Origin of the sequence: Streptomyces sp. HD (assembly GCF_028369295.1) — a bacterium.
GTDB lineage: Bacteria > Actinomycetota > Actinomycetes > Streptomycetales > Streptomycetaceae > Streptomyces.
On record NZ_JAQMYP010000005.1, the window covers coordinates 106,327 to 127,669 of the forward strand.

The 21,343-nt window shown below is 71.1% G+C and carries 16 protein-coding genes and 1 pseudogene; 11 read left to right on the top strand and 6 right to left on the bottom strand.

The window, feature by feature from the left end; genetic code table 11:
• Positions 1–34 precede the first annotated feature (34 nt).
• Complete coding sequence (locus POF73_RS06775; RefSeq protein ID WP_272113579.1) at positions 35–613, top strand: TetR/AcrR family transcriptional regulator; 579 nt, start codon at positions 35–37, stop codon at positions 611–613.
• 22 nt (positions 614–635) lie between these two features.
• Entirely contained in the window at positions 636–1,859 is a 1,224-nt protein-coding gene (locus POF73_RS06780; protein ID WP_272113580.1) for a GDSL-type esterase/lipase family protein, read from the top strand.
• Between the two features lie 246 nt (positions 1,860–2,105).
• Here the strand turns inward: POF73_RS06780 and POF73_RS06785 are convergent, their stop codons facing one another.
• Positions 2,106–2,768 carry a response regulator gene (locus tag POF73_RS06785; RefSeq protein WP_272113581.1) on the bottom strand — a complete coding sequence of 221 codons (663 nt, stop codon included), beginning with the start codon at positions 2,766–2,768 and terminating at the stop codon, positions 2,106–2,108.
• Positions 2,743–3,915, bottom strand: a complete 1,173-nt coding sequence (locus POF73_RS06790; protein ID WP_272113582.1) for a sensor histidine kinase — start codon at positions 3,913–3,915, stop codon at positions 2,743–2,745. The genes POF73_RS06785 and POF73_RS06790 overlap by 26 nt, the downstream gene beginning before the upstream one ends.
• 175 nt (positions 3,916–4,090) lie before the next feature.
• Between POF73_RS06790 and POF73_RS06795 the strand changes: the two genes are divergently transcribed.
• Entirely contained in the window at positions 4,091–6,361 is a 2,271-nt protein-coding gene (locus POF73_RS06795) for an MMPL family transporter (RefSeq protein WP_272113583.1), read from the top strand.
• A gap of 67 nt (positions 6,362–6,428) precedes the next feature.
• Here the strand turns inward: POF73_RS06795 and POF73_RS06800 are convergent.
• Positions 6,429–7,245, bottom strand: a pseudogene (locus POF73_RS06800) (transposase).
• A gap of 73 nt (positions 7,246–7,318) precedes the next feature.
• Complete coding sequence (locus POF73_RS06805; RefSeq protein ID WP_272113584.1) at positions 7,319–8,662, bottom strand: amidase; 1,344 nt, start codon at positions 8,660–8,662, stop codon at positions 7,319–7,321.
• 248 nt (positions 8,663–8,910) lie between these two features.
• On the opposite strand from POF73_RS06805, the gene POF73_RS06810 reads away from it, so the two are divergent.
• Both POF73_RS06810 and POF73_RS06815 read left to right on the top strand, forming a co-directional pair.
• A complete protein-coding gene (locus POF73_RS06810; RefSeq protein WP_272113585.1) occupies positions 8,911–10,755 on the top strand; it encodes a family 20 glycosylhydrolase in 1,845 nt (614 codons plus the stop codon).
• A 10-nt stretch (positions 10,756–10,765) separates the two neighbouring features.
• Positions 10,766–12,310 (top strand): alpha-L-fucosidase, encoded by a 1,545-nt coding sequence (locus POF73_RS06815; protein WP_272113586.1) that lies wholly within the window; start codon positions 10,766–10,768, stop codon positions 12,308–12,310.
• A gap of 135 nt (positions 12,311–12,445) precedes the next feature.
• Here POF73_RS06815 and POF73_RS06820 read toward each other — a convergent pair whose 3' ends face one another.
• The gene (locus POF73_RS06820) at positions 12,446–12,880 is read right to left on the bottom strand and encodes a hypothetical protein (protein ID WP_272113587.1); all 435 of its coding nucleotides are present in this window, start codon (positions 12,878–12,880) and stop codon (positions 12,446–12,448) included.
• Between the two features lie 83 nt (positions 12,881–12,963).
• Here POF73_RS06820 and POF73_RS06825 point away from each other — a divergent pair, with 83 nt between their 5' ends.
• Complete coding sequence (locus tag POF73_RS06825; RefSeq protein WP_443049456.1) at positions 12,964–13,653, top strand: helix-turn-helix transcriptional regulator; 690 nt, start codon at positions 12,964–12,966, stop codon at positions 13,651–13,653.
• Between the two features lie 15 nt (positions 13,654–13,668).
• Here the strand turns inward: POF73_RS06825 and POF73_RS06830 are convergent, their stop codons facing one another.
• On the bottom strand, positions 13,669–14,715 hold the full coding sequence (locus POF73_RS06830; protein WP_272113589.1) for a LacI family DNA-binding transcriptional regulator: 1,047 nt from the start codon (positions 14,713–14,715) through the stop codon (positions 13,669–13,671).
• A gap of 183 nt (positions 14,716–14,898) precedes the next feature.
• On the opposite strand from POF73_RS06830, the gene POF73_RS06835 reads away from it, so the two are divergent.
• Genes POF73_RS06835 through POF73_RS06855 form a run of 5 tightly spaced genes read left to right on the top strand, consistent with a single transcriptional unit; the run spans position 14,899 to position 21,308 of the window.
• On the top strand, positions 14,899–16,191 hold the full coding sequence (locus POF73_RS06835; RefSeq protein ID WP_272113590.1) for an ABC transporter substrate-binding protein: 1,293 nt from the start codon (positions 14,899–14,901) through the stop codon (positions 16,189–16,191).
• Between the two features lie 6 nt (positions 16,192–16,197).
• The gene (locus POF73_RS06840; RefSeq protein WP_272113591.1) at positions 16,198–17,091 is read left to right on the top strand and encodes a carbohydrate ABC transporter permease; all 894 of its coding nucleotides are present in this window, start codon (positions 16,198–16,200) and stop codon (positions 17,089–17,091) included.
• Entirely contained in the window at positions 17,088–17,996 is a 909-nt protein-coding gene (locus tag POF73_RS06845) for a carbohydrate ABC transporter permease (protein ID WP_272113592.1), read from the top strand. The genes POF73_RS06840 and POF73_RS06845 overlap by 4 nt, the downstream gene beginning before the upstream one ends.
• A 46-nt stretch (positions 17,997–18,042) precedes the next feature.
• Positions 18,043–19,299 carry a glycoside hydrolase 5 family protein gene (locus POF73_RS06850; protein ID WP_272113593.1) on the top strand — a complete coding sequence of 419 codons (1,257 nt, stop codon included), beginning with the start codon at positions 18,043–18,045 and terminating at the stop codon, positions 19,297–19,299.
• The gene (locus POF73_RS06855; protein ID WP_272113594.1) at positions 19,296–21,308 is read left to right on the top strand and encodes an endo-beta-N-acetylglucosaminidase; all 2,013 of its coding nucleotides are present in this window, start codon (positions 19,296–19,298) and stop codon (positions 21,306–21,308) included. Before POF73_RS06850 ends, POF73_RS06855 begins: the two co-directional genes overlap by 4 nt.
• Positions 21,309–21,343: the final 35 nt, after the last annotated feature.

Here is a 21,343-nt window from a genome sequence, read left to right on the forward strand (position 1 = left end):
TGCATACTCGCTTCTGGCAAGCGAGAGGACAGTTATGGCACGCGTAGGGCTGACCACCGAGCGCCTGGTCCGGGCCGGTGCGGAACTGGCCGACGAGATCGGCTTCGAGCAGGTGACCGCCTCGGAGCTGGCCCGGCGGTTCGACGTCAAGGTCGCGAGTCTGTACTCGCACGTGAAGAACTCCCAGGACCTCAAGACCCGGATCGCCCTGTTCGCGCTGGAGGAACTGGCCGACCGGGCCGCCGACGCGGTGGCCGGGCGGGCCGGCAGAGACGCCCTGGTCGCCTTCGCGAACGTATACCGCGACTACGGCCACGAACACCCCGGTCGGGCCACCGCGGCGCGCATGCCGCTCGACCCCGAGACGGCGGCCGCCAGCGCGGGCGTCCGGCACTCCCAGATGACCCGGGCGATCCTGCGCGGCTACGACCTCACGGAGCCGGACACCACCCACGCGGTACGGCTCCTGGGCAGCGTCTTCCACGGCTACGCCAGCCTGGAGACCGCGGGCGGCTTCAGCCACAGCGCCCCCGACTCCCAGGAAACCTGGACCCGGATCCTGGACGCCCTCGACGCCCTGCTGAGCAACTGGCCCACCGAGCCCACCCCTTGAGAGCGACCGGCAGAGGGCAGACATGGACACCGAGCACGACTGGATCACCACGGCCGTCACCGCGGAACTCCTGCGCGGCGCCCTCGACGTCGAGCACACCGAGCGCGGCGTCCTGCCGCACCGGCTGCCCGCCCGGGCCCGCGCCCAGAACACCGACGGCCAGCTGGCCATGGCCGAGTCACAGCCCTCCGGCGTACGACTGGCCTTCCGCACCCGGGCCACCGCCGTCGAACTGGACACGCTGCCCACCAAGCGCGACTACGTGGGCGCCCCGCCGCGCCCGGACGGCGTCTACGACCTGATCGTCGACGGCCGTCCGGCCGGGCAGGGCAGCGTGACCGGCGGCAACGTCGTAGTCATCGACATGACCGCCGGAACCGCCGAGCACCGGCCAGGACCGGCCGGCACCGTCCGCTTCACCGGGCTGCCCGACACCGACAAGGACGTCGAGATCTGGCTGCCGCACAACGAGACCACCGAACTGATCGCCCTGCGCACCGACGCCCCCGTCGAGCCCGCGCGGGACCCGGGCCGCAGGGTGTGGCTGCATCACGGCAGCTCGATCAGCCAGGGCTCCGACGCCGGGAGCCCCACCGGCACCTGGCCCGCGCTCGCCGCCGCCCTCGGCGGCGTGGAACTGATCAACCTGGGCCTGGGCGGGAGCGCCCTGCTCGACCCGTTCACCGCCCGCACCCTGCGCGACACGCCCGCCGACCTGATCAGCCTCAAGATCGGCATCAACGTGGTCAACGCGGACCTGATGCGACTGCGCGCCTTCGGCCCGGCGGTGCACGGCTTCCTCGACACGGTCCGGGACGGACATCCCACGACACCGCTGCTGGTCGTGTCGCCCCTGCTGTGCCCGATCCACGAGGACACACCCGGCCCCTGCTTCCCGGACTTCAGCGACATCCACAACGGACGGCTGCGGTTCGTCGCCATGGGCGACCCGGCGGACCGCGCGAGCGGCAAGCTGACGTTGCGCGTCATCCGGGACGAGCTGTCCCGCATCGTCAAGCAGCGGGCGGCCGACGACCCGAACCTGCACTACCTCGACGGCCGTGACCTGTACGGCGAGGCCGACTCCGCCGAACTGCCGCTGCCCGACGACCTCCACCCCGACGCCACCACCCACCGCCGCATCGGCGAACGCTTCGCACGACTGGCGTTCACCGCGGACGGGCCCTTCACGGAGCTGGCCCCGGGCGTGTCGCCTGTCACCAACGTTCCGGGACAGCACACCTAGGGCGCGTATCGAGTCGTGATCATCGGGTGGTCCTGGTGAGGTCTTTGATCCAGATCATCGAGGCGTGCAGGTGGAGACTGGCAAGGCAACTGTCGGGAGTCTTGTCGTATCGGGTGTCTCACCGCCCCAGTTCCGGCCTCCTGGTACGTCACGCTCTGCGGCGGGTGAGGCACGTGGAGCCGACGTGAGCCGACCGGTGCACTGATGTCCGGGCGGGCACTGATGGGACATGGCCCGGCACCCGGCTCAGGTTCCGGGGAGGATACGGCGCGTTTCGTAGGCCCACATCGCGATCTCGACCCGGTTGCGGGCGCCGAGTTTGGCCATCAGGCTGGCCAGATGCGTCTTCACCGTGCTGAGGCTGATGTGCAGTGCATCGGCGATCTCGGTGTTGGTCAGCCCGCGAGCGACGGTGAGGAGCACCTGTTCCTCGCGGGCGGTGACGGGTGAGACCGGCTGGGCCGCGGGCCGGCCGGCGGGCAGGTCCGCGAATGCCTGGAGCAGACGGACGGTGACGCTGGGCGCGATGAGCGCCTGACCGTCGGACGCCGACCGTACGGCCTGCGCCAGAAGGTCTGGTCCCGTGTCCTTGAGGAGGAATCCGCGGGCGCCGGCACGCAGCGCGCCGTAGACGTACTCGTCGAGGTCGAACGTGGTGATGACGACCACGACCAGCGGGTCGGCGACGGCCGGGCCGGCGACCAGCCGGGTGGCCTCAAGCCCGTCGATCACGGGCATGCGGATGTCGAACAGGCAGACGTCGGGGCGCAGTTCGCGGGCCAGACGTACCGCTTCCCGCCCGTCGGCGGCCTCGCCGACCACCTCGATGCCGGGCTGGGCGTTCAGTATGATCCGCAACCCGGTGCGGATGATCGTCTGGTCGTCAGCGACGAGGACGCGAATGGACACCGCTCTCGCTCCTCGCTCTCGGCAGTTCGGCTTCGACACGCCAGCCCCGGTCGGTACCCGGGCCGGCTCGTAGTGTGCCGCCGAGCAGGGTCGCGCGCTCGCGCAGTCCGGTAAGTCCGTATCCGTCGCGACCCCGGCCGGTGCGCCGGCCGTTGTCGTGCACGCTCACCCGTACCGTGTGCCGTTCCGCGGCGACCCGAACGACGAGCTCGGTCGCGTCGACCGCATGACGCAGCGCGTTGGTCACCGACTCCTGCACGATCCGGTAGACGGCCGCGTCAACGGCCGGGGGCAGCGCGTCCAGTTCGCCGTCGAGCCCCAGGTCGACCCTGAGGCGACCACCCGGGGTGCGCACCAGGCGCTCCAGATCCGCGACTCCGGCAGGGGGCGCCAGCTCGGCGCCGACCCCGCGGTCGCGCAGCGCGGCGACCATGGCACGCATTTCCTCCAGCGTGCGCGCCCCTTCCTCCTCGACCCCTTCCAGTGCCTTGACGGCGGCAGACGGGTCGGCGCCCGCGAGCACCCCGCCCGCCTGGGCGATGATCACCATGGCCGACACGTGGTGGGCCACCGTGTCGTGCAGTTCCCGGGCGAGCTGCTCGCGCTCGCGGGAGCGCACCTGCTCCAACTGCCGCTCGCGAGCGGTCACCCAGAACCGCACGGCAGCCCCGAACACGCCGGGCAGCAGCAGGAAGACGAAGCCCACGACGTTCTCGACGACCGGCGTCTCGTCCGTGACGGAACACACCGCGCCGGCCGTGAGGATCACCGCACCGCCCAGCACGATCTCGCGTCCCGATCCCCACCGGGGCAGCGCGTACACGAGCACGAGCATGACCGCGCCGGTGTACAGGCCGACGGGCTCGCGCGGAGCGGCGACCAGCGAGGCCACCTGAAGCAGGATCACCGAGCCGAACGCCAGCGTGACCATCGCCAGCGGGCGGGTCCGGCGCCACAGGGGCAGCAGGCACAGCCATACGGCGAACACCACCGCCACCGGCCGCCACACGACGTTCGCGCGCAGGGTGGCCTCCAGCGCCACACCGGCAAGGCCCGCGGCGAGCAGCGCCCAGTCCCGCCGCACCCGGGCGGGCGCGTCGGGCGGCCGGGGTTCGGTCCACAGGGTTCGCAGGTCGTCTCGGAGCACGGTTCTCAGCCTAGGGACCGCGGCGTGCCGCGCATCGGCCGAAAGGACGGTTCGTCACTCCGCCCCGGGGCCGAGGGATCCGCGGCCCGCGGGCCGATGCCGCGGAGCGCCGTGGCGACGAGCCTCGGCATCGGCGGCCGTACAAGGACGGCCGACGAGGTGGTTGGAGGACCCGATGCTCTCGAAAGCCCTGTTGCGCCTGGGCGCAAGCGCCGCCCGCCATCCCTGGCGGGTGATCGCGGCATGGCTGATCGCCGCCACGCTCGCCGTCCTCGCCGCCGTCGCCTTCGGCGGGCGGACCGCGGACTCGATGACCGCTCCGGGGCTGGACTCCCAACGGGCCGCGGAACTGATCGCGCGGGCCGGCACCGGCCAGGAGGGGATGACCGCCCAAGTGGTCGTCACCCCCCTCGACGACGGTGCGACGTTCTTCGACGACGACGGCGCGCGCACCGCTCTCACGCGGCTGCGGGCCGAGGTGAAGCGGCTGCCGCACGTGCTCGGCACGAGCGACCCGGCGGGGGCGCTCGACACGGGCGGGGACACCGCCGTGCGCGGCGGCCTCGTTTCGGCCGACGGGCGGATCGCGGTCGTCCGGGTGCAGTATCCCGACCAGAGCCGGCTGTCGGCCGAAGACCTCGACGCCCTCGTCGATCTCGGCGACCGGCTGCGCGCCGAGCTGCCGCTGCGCATCGAGATGGGCGGGAACCTCTTCTACGCCTTCTCCGACCCCGACGGCGGCGCAAGCGAGCTGATCGGCCTCCTCGCCGCGGCCGCGATCCTGTTCCTGGCGTTCGGTTCGCTCGTCGCCGCCGCGCTGCCGATCGGCATGGCGGTCTTCGGGCTGACCATCGGAGTTGCCACGATGACGGTACTGGCGGGGGTCACGGACGTCCCCACCTTCGCCCCTGTCCTGGGCAGCATGGTCGGGCTCGGAGTGGGCATCGACTACGCGCTGTTCGTGCTCGCCAGGCACCGGGAGTACCTCGCGTGCGGGCTCGATCCGCAGGCGGCGGCCGGACGAGCGGTGGCAACGGCGGGGCGGCCGGTGGTCTTCGCCGGCGGCACCGTCGTCGTGTCGATCCTCGGCCTGGCGGTCGCGAACGTGCCGTTCATGACGGTGGGCGGGGTTGCCGTCTCGATCGTCGTCCTGACGATGGTGCTCGCGTCGGTGACGCTGCTGCCGGCCTTCCTCGGCGCGGCGGGCCCCCGCCTGGCCCGGGCCGGCCGGATCGGCCGGGCTCTGCAGACCAGGAAGCTGGGCCGACTCGCACGGCGGCGGGACCCGGCGGCAGGCGCCGCCCACGCCGCCGGGTGGCGTCGCTGGATCGGGCACGTCAGCCGGCACCCGGTGCCGTACGCGGTCGGCGCGGCGGGGCTGCTGCTGACCGCGACGCTGCCCGTGCTCGGCCTGCGCGTCGGCCTGCCCGACGACGGCTCACTGCCGCAGAGCCGTACTGAACGCCGCGCCTACGACCTCGTCGCCGAGGGGTTCGGCCCGGGCACCAACGGTCCCCTCGTCATCGCCGCGGACCCCACCGGTGATCCGGGAGTGCTGGACCGACTCGTCGGGGCGGTCGCGGCGGATCCGGGCATCGCATCCGTCGTGCCGACACACATCGATCGGGCCACCGGCATCGCGACCCTCGTGGTGTTCCCGACCACCAGCCCTCAGGACAAGGCCACGGCCGACACCATCGCCCGGCTGCGCACCGACGTGCTGCCCGCGGCGATCGGGCACGGCCCGGCCAGGGCCCACGTCGGCGGCGCCGCCGCGAGCCTGTCCGATGTGGGCCAACGCACCAGCCAACGCCTGCCGGTGTTCGTCGCCGCCGTGCTGGCGATGTCGTTCCTGCTGCTGATGCTGGTCTTCCGCTCGATACTCGTACCGCTCAAGGCGGTACTGCTGAATCTGCTGAGCATCGGCGCGGCCTACGGCATCATGGTCGCGGTCTTCCAGTGGGGCTGGGGAGGCGCACTCATCGGGCTGGAAGCGACGGTTCCGATCGTGTCGTTCATCCCGATGTTCCTCTTCGCCATCCTGTTCGGCCTGTCGATGGACTACGAGGTGTTCCTCCTCTCCCGCGTACGCGAGGAGTACCTGCGCACCGGCGACAACGGCACGGCGATCGTCGAGGGCGTCTCGCGCACCGCCCGGATCATCACCTCGGCAGCCCTCATCATGGTGGCGGTCTTCCTTTCCTTCGCCGTCGCCGACGACCCCTCCACCAAAATGTTCGGGCTCGGCCTGGCCACCGCGATCTTCATCGACGCCACGGTCGTACGCATGGTGCTGGTACCGGCGACCATGACACTCCTCGGCCGGACCAACTGGTGGCTGCCGAAGTGGCTGGACCGGACGCTTCCCCGCGGCCCGGTCGGCACCGACGACACCGACGCGGAATCCACGGGTGAGGCCCCGCGTCCACGACTGGTTGACCGTTGACTCAACTCCTGCCCGCCCTTGGCGTCCGGCACCTCAGCGCGTCACCTAGGGGCATATCGAGTCGTGATCATCGGGTGGTCCTGGTGAGGTCCTTGATCCAGATCATCGAGGCGCGCAGGTGGAGACCGGCGAGGTAGCTGTCGGGAGTCCTGTCGTATCGGGTGGCGATGCCTCGCCATGCTTTGAGCTTGTTGATCAGGCGTTCGACGGTGTTCCGCTCCTTGTAGAGATCGGCGTCGTGGCTGACGGGCCGGCCACCTCTGGAGCCCTTCTTCTTCTGCCTGGCCTGTGGTCAGGATGAACGCCAGCGGGCGGCACTTGCGGTCGGCGGCGAGGTGGACCCTGCTGGTCTGCCCGCCTCTGAACGTCCGAGGAGGGCGGCCTTCAGCCGGAGTTTCCGCCGACGCCGGATGCGTCGTCGTTCTTCCAGCGCGGGATCACTTTCGGTCTCTTGCCTGTTTCGCTCTTCGAGGCCGCCCCCTTTGACCTGGCCTTCTCCTCCTCGGCCGCGGCTTTCTCCAGGGCGGTGACGACGTCCTCGTCGAGGTGCATCCCGGCCGCGTCGTGGTGGGCTCGGGCGGTGGTGGAGTCGATGCCGACCAGGGACAGGTCCACCTCACCCCGCTTCGCGGCTTCCGTGATCAGGCCCTCCAGCAGGGCCTCGAAGACGCCGGCGTCACGCCACTGCCGGAAGCGGTTGTGGACGGTCGACCAGGCGCCGAACTCCGTCGGCATCTCCCGCCACTGCCCGCCCGTCTTGAACCGCCAGATCACGCCCTTTGGAACTGCTGCCGCAGTCGCTCGGGGTACGGGCCGTACTCGCCGATCGGCAGGTACGGCTCGATGAACTCCCAATCCGGATCGGTCAGTTGCACTCGCGTCACGTAAGACCGGCTATCGGACCGGACCGTGCCACGAAGGCACATCCCGCAAATTGATCACGACTCGATACGCGCCCTAGTCCAGCGGCGCCGTACGCTGCCAAGGGCGCAACTGCTCGATCCGCTCCGCCAGTTCCAGCAGCACCGCCTCCGAGCCGGGGCGCCCGACCAGCTGTACGGCCGTGGGGGCGCCGGACGGCAGCGTGCCGAGCGGGACCGCCATCGCCGGCCAGCCGGTGAGGTTCCACGGCGGGGTCAGCGGCGAGTAGTTGGTGTTGGCCATGACGTTGCGCAGCCAGCCCCGCTCGTGCCAGGGCTCGGACTTGGGGGAGCGGCGGGCGAGAGCCGGGGTGAGCAGCACGTCGTACTCGGCGAAGAACGGCTCCAGACGACGGCGCAGCTGCTCCCGGCTCGCGCCGCCCCGCACCCGGCCGACGAAGCGCTTGCCGACGGTGGCGTGTACCCGGGTCCGGCGGGTGAGCAGCCGTGGATCGAGGCTCTGCGCGTCCACCGCCGTACCCGCGGTCCAGTGGGTCAGCGAGGTGACACCCAGCGACATCGGGTACGGCGGGTCGGCGCGCCGCACCTGGTGACCGGCCTTCATCAGCAGTCCCGCGGCCTCGCGGGCGGCGGCCGCGTACGGCTTGCTGATGGTCACCCCGGCGAGCGGGCTGCGCAGGGACACCGCGATCCGGAGCGTGCCGGGCGGGTCCGGGAGGGCGACCTCGGTGTCGGCGAGGACCGACAGCATCAGTCGGGTGTCCTCGACGGTCGTGGCCAGCGGGCCGTTCTCCGACATGCCGAACCAGTCGCCGTCACTGATGCCGGCCGGGACCACGCCCGTGCCGGGCTTGATCGTGACCAGGCCGCAGTTGGCCGCCGGGATGCGCAGCGAGCCCATGCCGTCGTTGCCGAGGGCGATCGGCACCATGCCCGCGGCGACCGCGGCAGCGCTGCCGCCGGACGAGCCGCCCGCCGTGCGCGAGGTGTCCCACGGGTTGCGGGCGGTGCCGTGCACGCCCTCGGTGGTGCCGAAGACACACAGCTCCGGCACGTTCGTCAGCCCCACCACCACCGCACCGGCGGCCCGCAGCCGGGCCACGGTGACATGGTCGGCCTCGGCCGGCGTGTCCGGCGTGGCCGTGGAGCCGATGAGGTTGGACTCGCCGCGCACCGCGAGGTTGTCCTTGACCGCCACCGGCACACCGGCCAGCGGCAGTTCGGCGAGATCGCCGCGCGAGGCCACCTCGTCGGCCTCGGCGAGCGCCGCCTCGGCCCGGACCACCCGGAACGCGCCGACACGGCCGTCGAGCCGCTCGATCCGGGCCAGGTGCTCGGCCACCACCTCCCGAGGCGTGGCCCGCTTCTCGCGTACGGCGGCGGCGATCTCGGCGGCGGTCCGACCGACCCAGCTGGTCACGGGCGCTCCTCAGGCTTACTCGCGAGTATGTAGGAGCACTCTGCCGGGCGGCGGGCCCGGAGTCGAGAGGGCGCTCGGCTTGGATATTCAGGAAGGTCTTCTTGGACTTTTCACGGCGGCTCTCCGCGACTCGTCCCTGCTGACCTGCGCATCATCCGATCAATGGGTCAACTGCTTTCACTTCGCGGTCCATTGACAGCCCCTGGGGCCAGCCCAATCATCAGACATCCGATGAATGGGGGTGCCTCATGAGGAGACGCTTGAGAGCGTGCGGTGTCCTCGCGGCGCTGGCGCTGCTCTTCGCGGCGCCGCTGCCGGCGAGCGCGGAGGCGCGGCAGGAGGCGGCGCCGGTCACGGTGCCCGCCCTGACCGACTGGACACCCGCATCCGGCAGTTACACCTACCAGCGCTCCGCCCGCCTCGTGGCCGACAGCGCGACCGAACGGCGGGTCGCCGACACCCTCGCCGACGACCTCCGTGAGGCGGGGCACGGCACGGTCCCCGTGGTCCGAGGCGGCGCCCGCCCCGGTGACATCGTTATCGACGTCCAGCCCTCCCGGACCTCCCTCGGCGCGGAGGGCTACGAACTCCGCGCCGGCAGTCGGCTGTCGGTGACCGGGGCGACCGGGACCGGCGCCTTCTACGGCACCCGCACCCTCCTTCAGCTCCTCGCCCAGGGCGACCGCATCCCGGCCGGACGCTCGGTCGACGTCCCGCGCTTCAAGGAGCGGGGCGTCGGCGTCTGCGCCTGCTACATCCACGTCTCGATGCCCTGGCTGGAGAACCTGGTCCGCGAGATGGCGTACCAGAAGCTCAACCAGCTGCTCCTCGAACTGAAGGTGAGGAGCGACGCCCATCCCGAGGCCAACACCTGGGGCTACTACACCAAGGACGAGATCCGTCGCCTGGTCGCCCTCGGCGAGCGGTACCACGTCGAGATCATCCCCGAGATCAACTCCCCGGGCCACATGGACCCGTGGATCGAGAACCGCCCCGACCTCCAGCTGACCGACTCCGACGGCAACAGGCAGCCCTCGCGTCTCGACATCACCCGGCCGGAGGCCTTCGCCTACTACACGAGCCTGATCGACGAGTACGCACAGGTGTTCACCTCGGCGTCCTGGCACATGGGAGCCGACGAGTACATGCTCGGCTCCGACTTCGCCAAGTACCCGCAGATCCTGAAGTACGCCCAGGACAAGTACGGCCCCGGCGCCACACCCCAGGACGCCTTCATCGACTTCGTCAACCGCGTCCACGCCCACGCGGCCGGCAAGGGCAAGAAGCTGCGCATCTGGAACGACGGACTCACCGGCGCCAACACCGTCCCGGTCGCCGCCGGCACGACCGTCGAGCACTGGCTGAACGTGGCGACGAAACCGAGCCGACTGCGCGCCCAGGGCCACCCGTTGATGAACGCCGCCTACGCGCTCTACCTGGTCCGCGGCGGCTTCCACAGCGACACCAAGGGCCTGTACGACCAGCGCTGGGACCCGCGCAGCTTCGAGGGGGAGACGCTGGCCTCCGCCGACGGCATCACCGGCGCGAAGATCAGCCTCTGGCCCGACAACGGCCGGGGCGAGACCGAGAACGAGGTCGCCGTCGCCCTGTGGCCCGCGCTGCGCCACATCGCCCAGGCCACCTGGGGTGATCCGCACCCCGACGCCATCTACGCCGGGTTCACCGCCCGGGGCGCGGCCGTCGGGCACGCGCCGGGGTGGCGGGACCTGGCCCGGGTGCCGGTGCCGGACGGGTCGTACACCTTGTCCGCGGGCACTCGGTCCTTCGACGCCGAGGTCGGGCGCACGGCCGACGGTTATGTGACCGTGCGGACGGCTGAGGGCTGCATGGAGATCCGCGGCGGGAAGCTCACGCTCAACGTGCCGCTCCAGCCCGGCGTGGAGGCGGCCCCGCAGGCGTGCGACCCCGGCAGCACCCTCCAGCGCTGGCAGTTGGAGCCGGCCGCAGGTGGCTACCAGCTCGTCAACGCCATCACCCGTATGCCGCTGGGCGTCACGGACGACGGGCGGCTCGCACAGTACCCGCCGGACCAGCGCACCGCCGCCGTATGGCACCTGAGCAGCCGACCCTAGGAGCCTTCCCATGGCCGTTTCCCGACGCGTGTTCGTCGCGACAGCCGCCGCCCTCGCCGTGACCGGCGCGGCGAGACCCGCCCTGGCCGCACCCGCCGTCGAAGCGGAGGACCCCGGTTACCGCATCCCCGTCGGCCCCGACGACACCGAGGCCGACCTGGTCCGCAAGGCCTCCCAAGTCCGTCCGACCGCACGGCAGATCGCCTGGCAGCGACTGGAGCGGACCGCGTTCCTGCACTTCGGCGTGAACACCTTCACGGGCCTGGAGTGGGGCACCGGCGACGAGGACCCGGACGTGTTCCGGCCGACCGGGCTCGACACCGACCAGTGGGCCCGTGCCCTGCGTGACGGCGGCTTCAGGCTGGCCATCCTCACGGTCAAGCACCACGACGGCTTCGTGCTCCACCAGACCCGCTACACCGCCCACTCGGTGGCATCGAGCAGCTGGCGCGACGGCCGGGGCGACGTCCTGCGGTCCTTCGCCGACTCCATGCGCCGGTACGGCATCAAGGTCGGCGTCTACATCTCACCCGCCGACGAGAATCAGTACCTCCACGGCGTCTACGCCAACGGCAGCGCCCGCACCGACCGCACCATCCCCACACTCGTCGAGGGCGACGACCGCACACCGCCCCGGTGCTACACCCTCCCGGCCACCGACTACGGCGCCCATATGCTCAACCAGCTCTACGAGGTCCTCACCGAGTACGGGCCGGTCGACGAGGTGTGGTTCGACGGCGCCCAGGGACGTATCCCGCCGGACAAGGTGGAGAAGTACGACTGGGACAGCTGGTACACCCTGGTCCGGTCGCTCGCCCCCGACGCCGTGATCGCCGTGTCCGGACCCGATGTGCGCTGGGTCGGCAACGAGGGCGGGCTGGCGCGGGAGGACGAGTGGAGCGTCATACCGGTCCAGGAGAAGGACTACGGCCGCACCGACTACGCCCTCGCCTACGACGCGCCCGACATGGGCAGCCGTGCCGCACTGGTGAAGGCCCGGCCGGTGGCGGACCACCTCCAGTGGTGGCCGGCCGAGTGCGACGTGTCGATCCGGGACGGCTGGTTCTATCACGCCGACCAACAGCCCAAGGGCGTCGAGCAGTTGACGGACATCTACTTCCGGTCCGTGGGCCGCAACTCGGTGCTGCTGCTCAACATCCCGCCCGACACGGACGGGCTGCTTCCGGCCGCCGACGTGGCGCGGCTGCGGGAGTTCCGTGAGCGTGTGGACCGCGAGCTCCCGCAGGACCTTGCGCGCGGCGCCCGGACGACGACCTCGCCAGGCCGGGTCACCGTCGACCTCGGCGGGGAGCGGGAGGTGGACCGCATCCGGCTGGCGGAGGACATCCGGTACGGGCAGCAGGTGGAGAGCTTCGTCGTGGAGGCTCGGCGCGGCGGTGCGTGGACCGAGGTGGCCCGGGCCGCAACGGTCGGCGCGAGCCGGATCCTGTTGCTGGCGGCTCCGGTGCGGGCACGGCGGTGGCGGGTGCGGGTGACCGCTTCGCGTGCCGAGGCGCGGATTGTGGAGTTCGGGTTGTACCGGTCGCGGGTCTGACGGTCCCCGCGTCCGACGAGGCGCGGGTCCGACGGCGTGCGGAGGGGGCGGTCACCGGGGCTTCGACGGCCTGATGGCCGCCCTCCCGCGCCTTACTGCTGCCCGGCGACCGCCCCCTCGCTTCGGCGGGCCGCGTCAGTGCTGCCCGGTGCCGTGATAGCGCTGGGCGAGCCGGGCCATGGCGATCGCGCCGAGGAGCAGGCCGAAGTCGCGCAGCGCGATGTCGTAGTAGTCGGGAATCGTCAGCAGATTGACGATGATCCCGGCGAGCCAGCCGGCCACCAGCCAGCCGCCGAAGCGCGGTGCCACCGCGACGACCAGTCCGGCCACGATCTCGATGACGCCGACGACGTACATGGCGTCCTGCGCGCTGCCGGGGACGACGTCGTTGATCCACGGGGCGAGATAGCCCGGCCAGTCGACGAGCAGGTTGGCGAACTTGTCCAGCCCGAACAGGACCGGAGCGACGGCGAACCCCACACGCAGGATCCAGAAGGCCTGGTAGCCGGGGTCGGTGGCAATGGCCTGCCGTGCGGTGACGGGGGTGGAGGTTGCGGGTGCGGACGACATGACGCCCTCCTTCTATAAACAACTTCTCTTGTCGATAGAAGCGCATCCCATCTCTTTAGTCAATGGCGATTGGTTTTACACTGGTGTTCGTGGATCACTCGCAGCATTCGAAGGAAGCGCCCCGCGACGACCTCTCCGCCGTCGCCGCGCTGGACGAGCCGACGCGCCGCCGGCTGTACGAGCACGTGGCGCGCAGTACCGACCCCGTGGGCCGGGACGACGCCGCCCAGGCCCTGGGCCTGACGCGGCAGACCGCGGCGTTCCATCTGGACCGCCTGGCCGACGAGGGGCTGCTGGACGTCGTCTACGAGCGGCGCAGCGGGCGCACCGGACCGGGCGCCGGACGGCCCGCCAAGCTCTATCGGCGCTCGGAGCGTGAGGTCGGCGTCAGCGTGCCCGCGCGGCAGTACGAGATGGCCGGGCAGCTGCTCGCCGAGGCGGTGGAGGAGTCCGACAGCTCGGGCGAGCCGGTCCGCGCGGTGCTGTACCGCAAGGCGGCAGCGCTGGGTGAACGGCTGGGTGGTGAGGCCATGACCGGAGTGGTGGACATGCTGGAGCGGTACGGCTTCGAGCCGCGCCGCGAGGGGGAGACCGTCGTCCTCGGGAACTGTCCCTTCCACGTACTGGCACGCAAGCACGCCGAAACGGTGTGCGGAATGAACCTCCATCTGTTGCGCGGCGCGCTCGCCACCTCGGGCGACACCGCGTTCCGGGCACTCCTGGCGCCGGGGCCCGGCCGGTGCTGTGTGGTGCTGGAACCGGCCTCCTCCTGAGCCCGGGCAAGACGTCTACGGCGTGCGTGCGGCTCCCGTGCTCTCCCTGGGGATCAACCGCGGCACCGGCACCCGCACCGCCCGCGCCGACCCCCCGTCCAGCAGGGCCGTCAGTTCGCGTGCCGCCGTACGCCCGAACTCCACGCTGTCCCGGGACAGCGCCGACAGCCACGGCTTGACCATGCGGCACAGCGCCGAGTCCTCCCAGGACACCACCGAGACGTCCGCCGGAACCGAGAAGCCGAGTCCGGCCGCGGCGGCGGCCCCGGCGACGGCCATCACGTCGTTGTCGTAGATCAGGGCCGTCGGGGGAGTGGGGCCCTCCAACACCCGGCGGGTCACCGCCGCGCCCTCGGCGTCGGAGTAGTCCGTGGTCACCGACGTCACCTCGGTCAGACCGCGCCGCCCCGCCTCGGCCCGCAGCGTGCGGACACGGCGCTCGGTGTGGGCGAGCCCCGGCAGACCGGCTATGTGCACGATCCGCCGGTGTCCGAGGGCGTACAGGCCGTCCACGACCGAGGCCATCGCGCCCGCGTCGTCGGCCCAGACGGTCGACAGGCCGGGGTGCCGTTCGTCGGGCGCGCCGCCGATCACCACGGCGGGCAGGCCGAGTTCGTCCAGGAGGTCGGGGCGGGGATCGTCGGTGCGCGGGTCGACCACCAGGACGCCGTCCACACGGTGCTCGGCCCACCAGCGCCGGTACACCGCGCACTCGTCGGCGATGTCCTCCACCACCTGGAACAGCAGACCGAGATGGCGCTCCGCCAGCACCTCCTGGATGCCCGAGACGAGCTGCAGGAAGAACGAGTCCACGCCCAGCGTGTCGGCCGGACGCGCCAGCACGAAACCGACCGTCGCCGCGCCCTCCCCGGACAGCGCCCGGGCCGCCGTACTGGGCCGCCAGCCCAGCTCATCGGCGACCCGCCGCACCCGCTCGCGGGTGTCCTCCGACACCCCGGGCCGGCCGTTCAGCGCGAAGGAGACCGCGCTCTGGGAGACCCCGGCGTGCCGCGCTATGTCCTTCATCGTCGGCCGACGGGCCGGTGACCGCTTGCCTGGCATCGAGCCCCCCATTCCACCGGCACATTCCCTGAGCAGTATGCACTAATGCGGTTCAGCTCGGTGATCCTAATGCGCATTAGTCACTAAAGAAATTAGCTGCGCAAGAGCCATTGACGGGCCCCTGAAACGGCGTGCAGGGTCTGCCACGTCGACCAACCCGCCCGAAAAGGAGGCCGGTTCACGGTGCCCATATCCCGTAGAGCCCTCGCTGCCGTATTCGCTGTCTGTGTCGCGCTGCCGCTCAGCGCCTGCGGTTCGTCGGGGGGCGACAGCGGCACGGCCGACGCCTCCGGCAAGGTCGAGGGCGACATCACTTTCCAGACCTGGAATCTCCGCGCCAACTTCAAGGACTACTTCGAGGGCCTGATCGCCGACTTCGAGAAGAAGTACCCCGGCACCAAGGTGAAGTGGATCGACCAGCCCGCCGAGGGCTACGCCGACAAGATCAGCGCGGACGCGGCCGGCGGCACCCTGCCCGACGTCGTCAACGTCTCCCCGGACCTGGTCGCCCCGCTCGCCAAGGCGGGCCTCGCGCTCGACCTCGACAAGGCGGCCGGGAAGTACCGGAAGGAGTATCTGGAGGGCGCCTGGGCCAGCCACCGGATACCGGGCATGGAGGGCACGTACGCCTTCCCCTGGTACCTCAACACCGGCCCGCTCTTCTACAACAAGACCCTCTTCAAGGAGGCCGGCCTCGACTCCGAGCAGCCGCCGAAGACGTACGACGAGGTCTTCGACGCCGCCCTGACCATGGCGGAGAAGACCGACGGCAAGGTCGCCACCCTCGCCAACGTCCCCACCATCGAGGACTTCGGCCGCTACGGCGTCGAGCTGATGAACAAGGAGGGCACCGCCTTCTCCTTCAACGACGCCAAAGGAGTCGAACTCCTCACCAGGTACAAGGAGTTGTACGACGCCAAGGCCCTCGACCCACAGGCGCTGACCGCCACCCCCGAGTCGTCCGGCAAGAAGTTCCTCACCGGCGCCGTCGCCATGAATCCCGGCAGCGCGCTGGACCTCGGCAACTTCAAGAAGCAGGCGCCCGGCCTGTACAAGAACATCGGCATCACCGACCAGATCACCAGCACCGGCCACGTCAACATGTACGTGATGGGCGTGATGGTCAACGCGCAGACCAAGCGGACGCCCGCCGCGGTCGCCTTCGCGCACTACGTCACCGACGCCGAGCACCAGATGTCGTTCGCCAAGCAGGTCGCCATCTTCCCCAGCACCGCCGGATCGCTCGACGACCCGTACTTCACCAAGGAGGACGGCAGCGACGAGACCCGGGTGCGGATCGCCGCCGCCAAGTCGCTGAAGAACGCCGTCAACTACACGCCCGTGCTGTTCAGCGAGCAGATGAAGACCGAGCTGCGCAACGAGGTCGCCAAGGCGTTGCAGGGCAAGGAGAGTCCGAAGGAGGCTCTTGACAACGCTGTCGAGGCCTGCAACCGGCTTCTCCAGCAGCAGGGATAGCCCGCGATGGCCGGCTCCACCGTCTCCCGGGTGCGGCGCCAACTGCCCACCAGCCCCTGGCTGTTCGCCGCCCCGGGCCTGCTGATCATCGGCGCCTTCATCCTGTACCCGTTCCTCTCCACGCTGGTCAACGCCTTCACCGACCGGCGCACCCTGATCCCGGGCGAGTTCGTGGGCCTGGCCAACTTCCGTGAGCTGCTCGGCGACGACATGTTCTGGATCGGGCTGCGCAACAGCACGCTGTACGTCGTCGGTGTCGTGCCCGCGCTGGTGATCCTGCCGCTGCTGCTCGCGCTGCTCGTGCAGAAGAACATCCCCGGCATCACCTTCTTCCGCTCCGCCTTCTACACCCCGGTCGTCGCCTCGATCGTGGTGGTCGGGCTGATCTGGGTGTGGCTGCTCGACGAGCGCGGCCTGGTGAACTCCCTGCTGGAGACGGTCGGCGTCGGCCGGGTCGGCTTCCTCAGCGACCAGTGGCTGCTTCTGCTGAGCGCCATGGCGGTGACGGTCTGGAAGGGCCTCGGCTACTACATGATCATTTATCTCGCCGCGCTCGCCAACGTGCCCCGCGAACTGCACGAGGCGGCGGCCGTGGACGGAGCGGGAGCGGTCCGCCGCTTCCTGACGGTCACCGTGCCCGCCGTCCGCTCCACCATGGTCCTGGTCGGGGCGCTGTCGTCGGTCGCCGCCTTCAAGGTGTTCTCCGAGGTGTACCTGATGGCCGGCCCGAGCGGCGGCCCGGCGGGCGAGGACACCACCCTCGTCATGCTCGTCCAGCGCACCGGCACCGGCCTGACCGGCCGCGTCGGCTATGCCTCGGCCATCTCGGTCGTCGTCTTCGTCGTCACCGTCGCCCTGATGCTGCTCGTGCTGCGCGCCGACCGGAGGGACGAGACATGAGCGTCATGGAGAAGGCACGGCCCGCGGCCAAGGCGCCCGTCGCCGCGCGGGAGCCCCGCGTCACCGACGAGCACGGCCGACGCATCCGAGTGTGGGAGCTCATCCTGCGCTACCTGCTGCTGCTCGCCGTCCTCGCCCTCACCGTCGGCCCCTTCATCTGGCAACTGTCGACCTCGCTCAAGGGCCCCACCGAGGACATCTTCGGCTCCCCGCCGAAGTTCCTGCCCAGCGATCCGACGCTGCACAACTACGAGCGGGTCGCCGACACCATCCCCGTCTGGGACTACGCCCTCAACTCGCTGAAGGTCGCCACCGCCAACGTCGTCACCAACTGCGTAGGCTCGGCACTCGCGGGCTACGCCCTCGCCCGGCTCCGCTACCGGGGCCGCCGGGCGGCCACCCTCGCCTTCATCCTGGCGATGCTCGTGCCCGTGGAGGGCATCATCATCGCCCAGTTCACGACCATGCGGGAGCTCGGGCTCAACAACACGCTCGTCGGCGTCGTGCTGCCCGGCTGCATCGGCGCCATGAACGTCCTGCTGATGCGCAACGCCTTCCTGAACCTGCCGTACGAGATCGAGGAGGCGGCCTATGTCGACGGCGCCAACGTCTGGCAGCGGTTCCTGCGCATCGCGCTGCCGTCCGTGAAGGGGACCCTCGCCGTCGTCGCGATCTTCGCCTTCATGGGGGCCTGGGACGACTTCCTGTGGCCGCTGATCGTGCTGAGCGACCCGTCCAAGTTCACGCTGACCATCGGCCTCAACTATCTGCACGGCACCTTCGCCAATGACGAACGCCTGGTCGCTGCCGGCACGATCATCGCCGTGGCGCCGCTGATCGCCCTCTTCGCCTGTCTCCAGCGGTACTTCTTCCGCGGCGTCGGCGAGGGCGCCGTCAAGGGCTGACCGCTCGTCAAGGGCCGGACCCCGTACCTCCGTCACAAGGACACGCATGCCTTCTGCCGTGCGCTTCGGCGTCAACTACACCCCGAGTGAAGGGTGGTTCCACCACTGGCTCGACTTCGACCTCGACTCCGTGCGTGCCGACCTCGACTCCATCGCGACGCTGGGCCTCGACCACGTACGGGTCTTCCCGCTGTGGCCGTACTTCCAGCCCAACCGCACCCTGATCCGGGAGCGAGCAGTCGAACAGCTGGTCCTGCTCGTGGACGCCGCCGCGGAACGCGGCCTCGACGTCAACGTGGACGGTCTGCAGGGCCACTTGAGCAGCTTCGACTTCCTGCCGGCCTGGACACGGACCTGGCACCGCCGGAACCTCTTCACCGACCCGGACGTCCTCGACGGCCAGGCCGCCTATCTGCGCACCCTCGCCGCCGCCCTGGCCGACCGGCCGGGCTTCCTCGGCATGACCCTCGGCAACGAGGTCAACCAGTTCTCGGCCGACCCGCACCCCGACCCCGACCGCGCGACCGGGCAGGAGATCGACCGCTGGCTGTCGCGGATGCTCGCCGCCTGCGAGGAGGGCGCCCCGGGACGACTGCATCTGCATGCCGAGTACGACGCGACCTGGTACCAGGACGACCAGCCGTTCACCCCCGCTCAGGCCGCCCGGCACGGCGCCCTCACAGCCGTGCACTCCTGGGTCTTCAACGGCACCGCCCAGCGCCACGGCCGTACCTCCGTCCCGAGCGAGCACCACGCCGCGTACCTCGTCGAGCTGAGCAAGGCCTGGGCCGGTGATCCGCATCGCCCCGTCTGGCTCCAGGAGGTCGGCGCGCCCGCGCCGCTGGTGCCGCCGGAGCACGCCGCCGCCTTCACCGAGGCGACCGTCGCGAACGCGGTGGACTGTCCCGACCTGTGGGGGATCACCTGGTGGTGCTCCCACGACGTGTCGCGTGAGCTGGCCGACTTCCCCCCACTCGAATACGGGCTCGGCCTGTTGACCAACGACCGGAAGCCGAAGGACACGGCTCGCGTGCTGGCGCGGGCGGCCCAGGAGCCGTGGCAGGCACCCGCGCCGCGCACGACGGCGCTGGTCGTCCCGGCCGATCCGGCCACCCGCTCGCGCTGCGCGCCGGGCGGCGCCGTCTTCGACGCCTTCTTCCGGCTGGTCGCCGACGGCGTCCGCCCCACCACCGTCCTCGACGTGCGCGCCGCCGACCAAGAACACCTCACCGCACGCGGCATCACCGAGGTCGTAGCTCCCGATCAGGTACTCCCCACCCCACCAGGAGGCACCCGCTCGTGAACCCCACCAGACGCACCGTCCTCATCGCCGGCGCCACGGCCGCGCTCCTGCCCTCGCCGCCGGCCTTCGGCGCTGCCAACAAGGCCAAGCCCAAGGCCGCCCTCCAGCCGTACGCCGCCTACTGGTACCCGGACACCCTGCCCTCCGGTACCCCCGGCACCGGTATCACCTGGCGCAGCCTGAAGTCCTGGCGCCCGGCCGACGACCCGGACCTCGCCTTCAACGCCTCGACCGTGCCGCTCGCCCCGCGCTTCACCCCGGCCGCGGTCAACGCCACCGCCCGCGCGGGCCAGGCCCGTATCCAGTCCCTGGTGTCCTTCGGGCCCACCGCGAGCAACCCCTCCCAGGGCTCGGCCACCGCCGACTACTACGCCCTCACCCACTGGGCCTACATCGATGAGCTGGTGTTCTGGGGCGGCTCCTCCGGCGAGGGGCTGATCCTCGCGCCGAACGCGCCGATCGTGGACGCCGCCCACCGCCACGGCGTGCCGGTCCTCGGCAACATCTTCCTGCCGCCCGTCGCCTACGGCGGGCAGTTGCGGTGGACGCGTGACCTGGTGCAGAAGGACACCGCCGGAAGGTATCCACTGGCGGAGCGGCTGGTCGCGGTGGCGGAGGCGTACGGGTTCGACGGGTGGTTCGTCAACGCTGAGACCGGCGGCGGGGACACCGCGCTGGGTGCGGACATGCTCGGGTTCATGCGGGAGTTGAAGACGCGGGCCCGGGGCAAGGGGCAGCGGGTCACCTGGTACGACTCGATGACCGTGAACGGGGCCGTGAGCTGGCAGGGGGCCCTCAACGCCCAGAACGAGGCGTTCTTCCAGGCCGCCGACGACATGTTCGTCGACTTCCGGTGGACGGCGGCGACGCTGGCGTCCTCGGCGCAGCGGGCCGGTCAACTGGGCCGCAACCGCTACGAGTTGTGGGCGGGTGTCGATGTCGAGGCCAACGGGTGGAACTCGTCCGTGAACTGGGACGCCATCGTGCCGCGGGACCGGGCGCATGTGGTGTCGCTCGGCTTCTACCGGCCCGAGTGGACGCGGAACCACCTGCCGGCGGACGGGCGCGGCCCGGGGGACTTCCATGCCGCCGACGACCGGTTCTGGACCGGGCGTTCACTGGATCCCGCGCGCCCGGACGGCACGGACAGCTGGCGCGCCCCGGCGGTGTCCGTCGCCGATCGGTCGACGGTCACCTCCGTGCCGTTCGCGAGTGTGTTCAACACCGGGCACGGGCTGCGGTGGTACGAGGACGGGGAGGTGACGTCGGACGCGCCGTGGAACCACCTGGGGTTGCAGGACCGGCTGCCGTCCCGGCGCTGGGTCGTGCACACCGACGGGCAGCGGCCCACCGTGACCTTCGACTTCGAGGACGCTTGGTGCGGCGGCAGCAGCGTGCTCGTCGCCGGTGGGCTGCACCGGCCCGCGGTCCTGGACGTCTATGCGACGCGGTTGCCGATCACCGCCGACTCGGTCGTCGAGCTGACCCATCGGACCGACGCGGGCAGTGTGAACGTCGAGCTGGCGGTCGCCACCGCCGAGCCCACCACTCCGGGGGCGACACCGCCGTACACCTATCTGCCGGTGAACCCGGGCGACGGCTGGCAGACCGTGGCTGTTCCGCTCAGCGGCCTGACCGGCACCGTGCGCGCCATCGGTGTCCGACTGACCGCCCCGGACGGCGGCCCCGTGCGGTGGCGGCTCGGCGGACTCGCGGTCCGCACCGCCCGGCACACGCCCGCCGCCCCCTCCGGCCTCCGCATCACCGGCGCCTCCGGCGGCGACCTCCGCTTCGCCTGGGCCCCCGCCCCCGGCGACGTACGCCACCACACCCTGCACCGCCTCCTCCCCGACGGCACCCGGCGCTTCCTCGGCGGTACCTGCCAGCCGGCCTACTTCGTCGCCGGTCTGCGGCCCGAACAGGGTGAACGGACGGCACGGTTCGAACTGCGCGCCGTAGGGGAGCTCTACACCACGTCGGCCCCCGCGACCGTCACCCACACCTGGTAACCACCCGCACCCGGACGACCTACGGAGTACCTCGC

Coding starts and splice junctions, on each gene's coding strand:
- POF73_RS06775 (WP_272113579.1), top strand. CDS start 35: ATGGCACGCGTAGGGCTGACCACCGAGCGCCTGGTCCGGGCCGGTGCG.
- POF73_RS06780 (WP_272113580.1), top strand. CDS start 636: ATGGACACCGAGCACGACTGGATCACCACGGCCGTCACCGCGGAACTC.
- POF73_RS06795 (WP_272113583.1), top strand. CDS start 4,091: ATGCTCTCGAAAGCCCTGTTGCGCCTGGGCGCAAGCGCCGCCCGCCAT.
- POF73_RS06810 (WP_272113585.1), top strand. CDS start 8,911: ATGAGGAGACGCTTGAGAGCGTGCGGTGTCCTCGCGGCGCTGGCGCTG.
- POF73_RS06815 (WP_272113586.1), top strand. CDS start 10,766: ATGGCCGTTTCCCGACGCGTGTTCGTCGCGACAGCCGCCGCCCTCGCC.
- POF73_RS06820 (WP_272113587.1), bottom strand. CDS start 12,880: ATGTCGTCCGCACCCGCAACCTCCACCCCCGTCACCGCACGGCAGGCC.
- POF73_RS06830 (WP_272113589.1), bottom strand. CDS start 14,715: ATGCCAGGCAAGCGGTCACCGGCCCGTCGGCCGACGATGAAGGACATA.
- POF73_RS06840 (WP_272113591.1), top strand. CDS start 16,198: ATGGCCGGCTCCACCGTCTCCCGGGTGCGGCGCCAACTGCCCACCAGC.
- POF73_RS06845 (WP_272113592.1), top strand. CDS start 17,088: ATGAGCGTCATGGAGAAGGCACGGCCCGCGGCCAAGGCGCCCGTCGCC.
- POF73_RS06850 (WP_272113593.1), top strand. CDS start 18,043: ATGCCTTCTGCCGTGCGCTTCGGCGTCAACTACACCCCGAGTGAAGGG.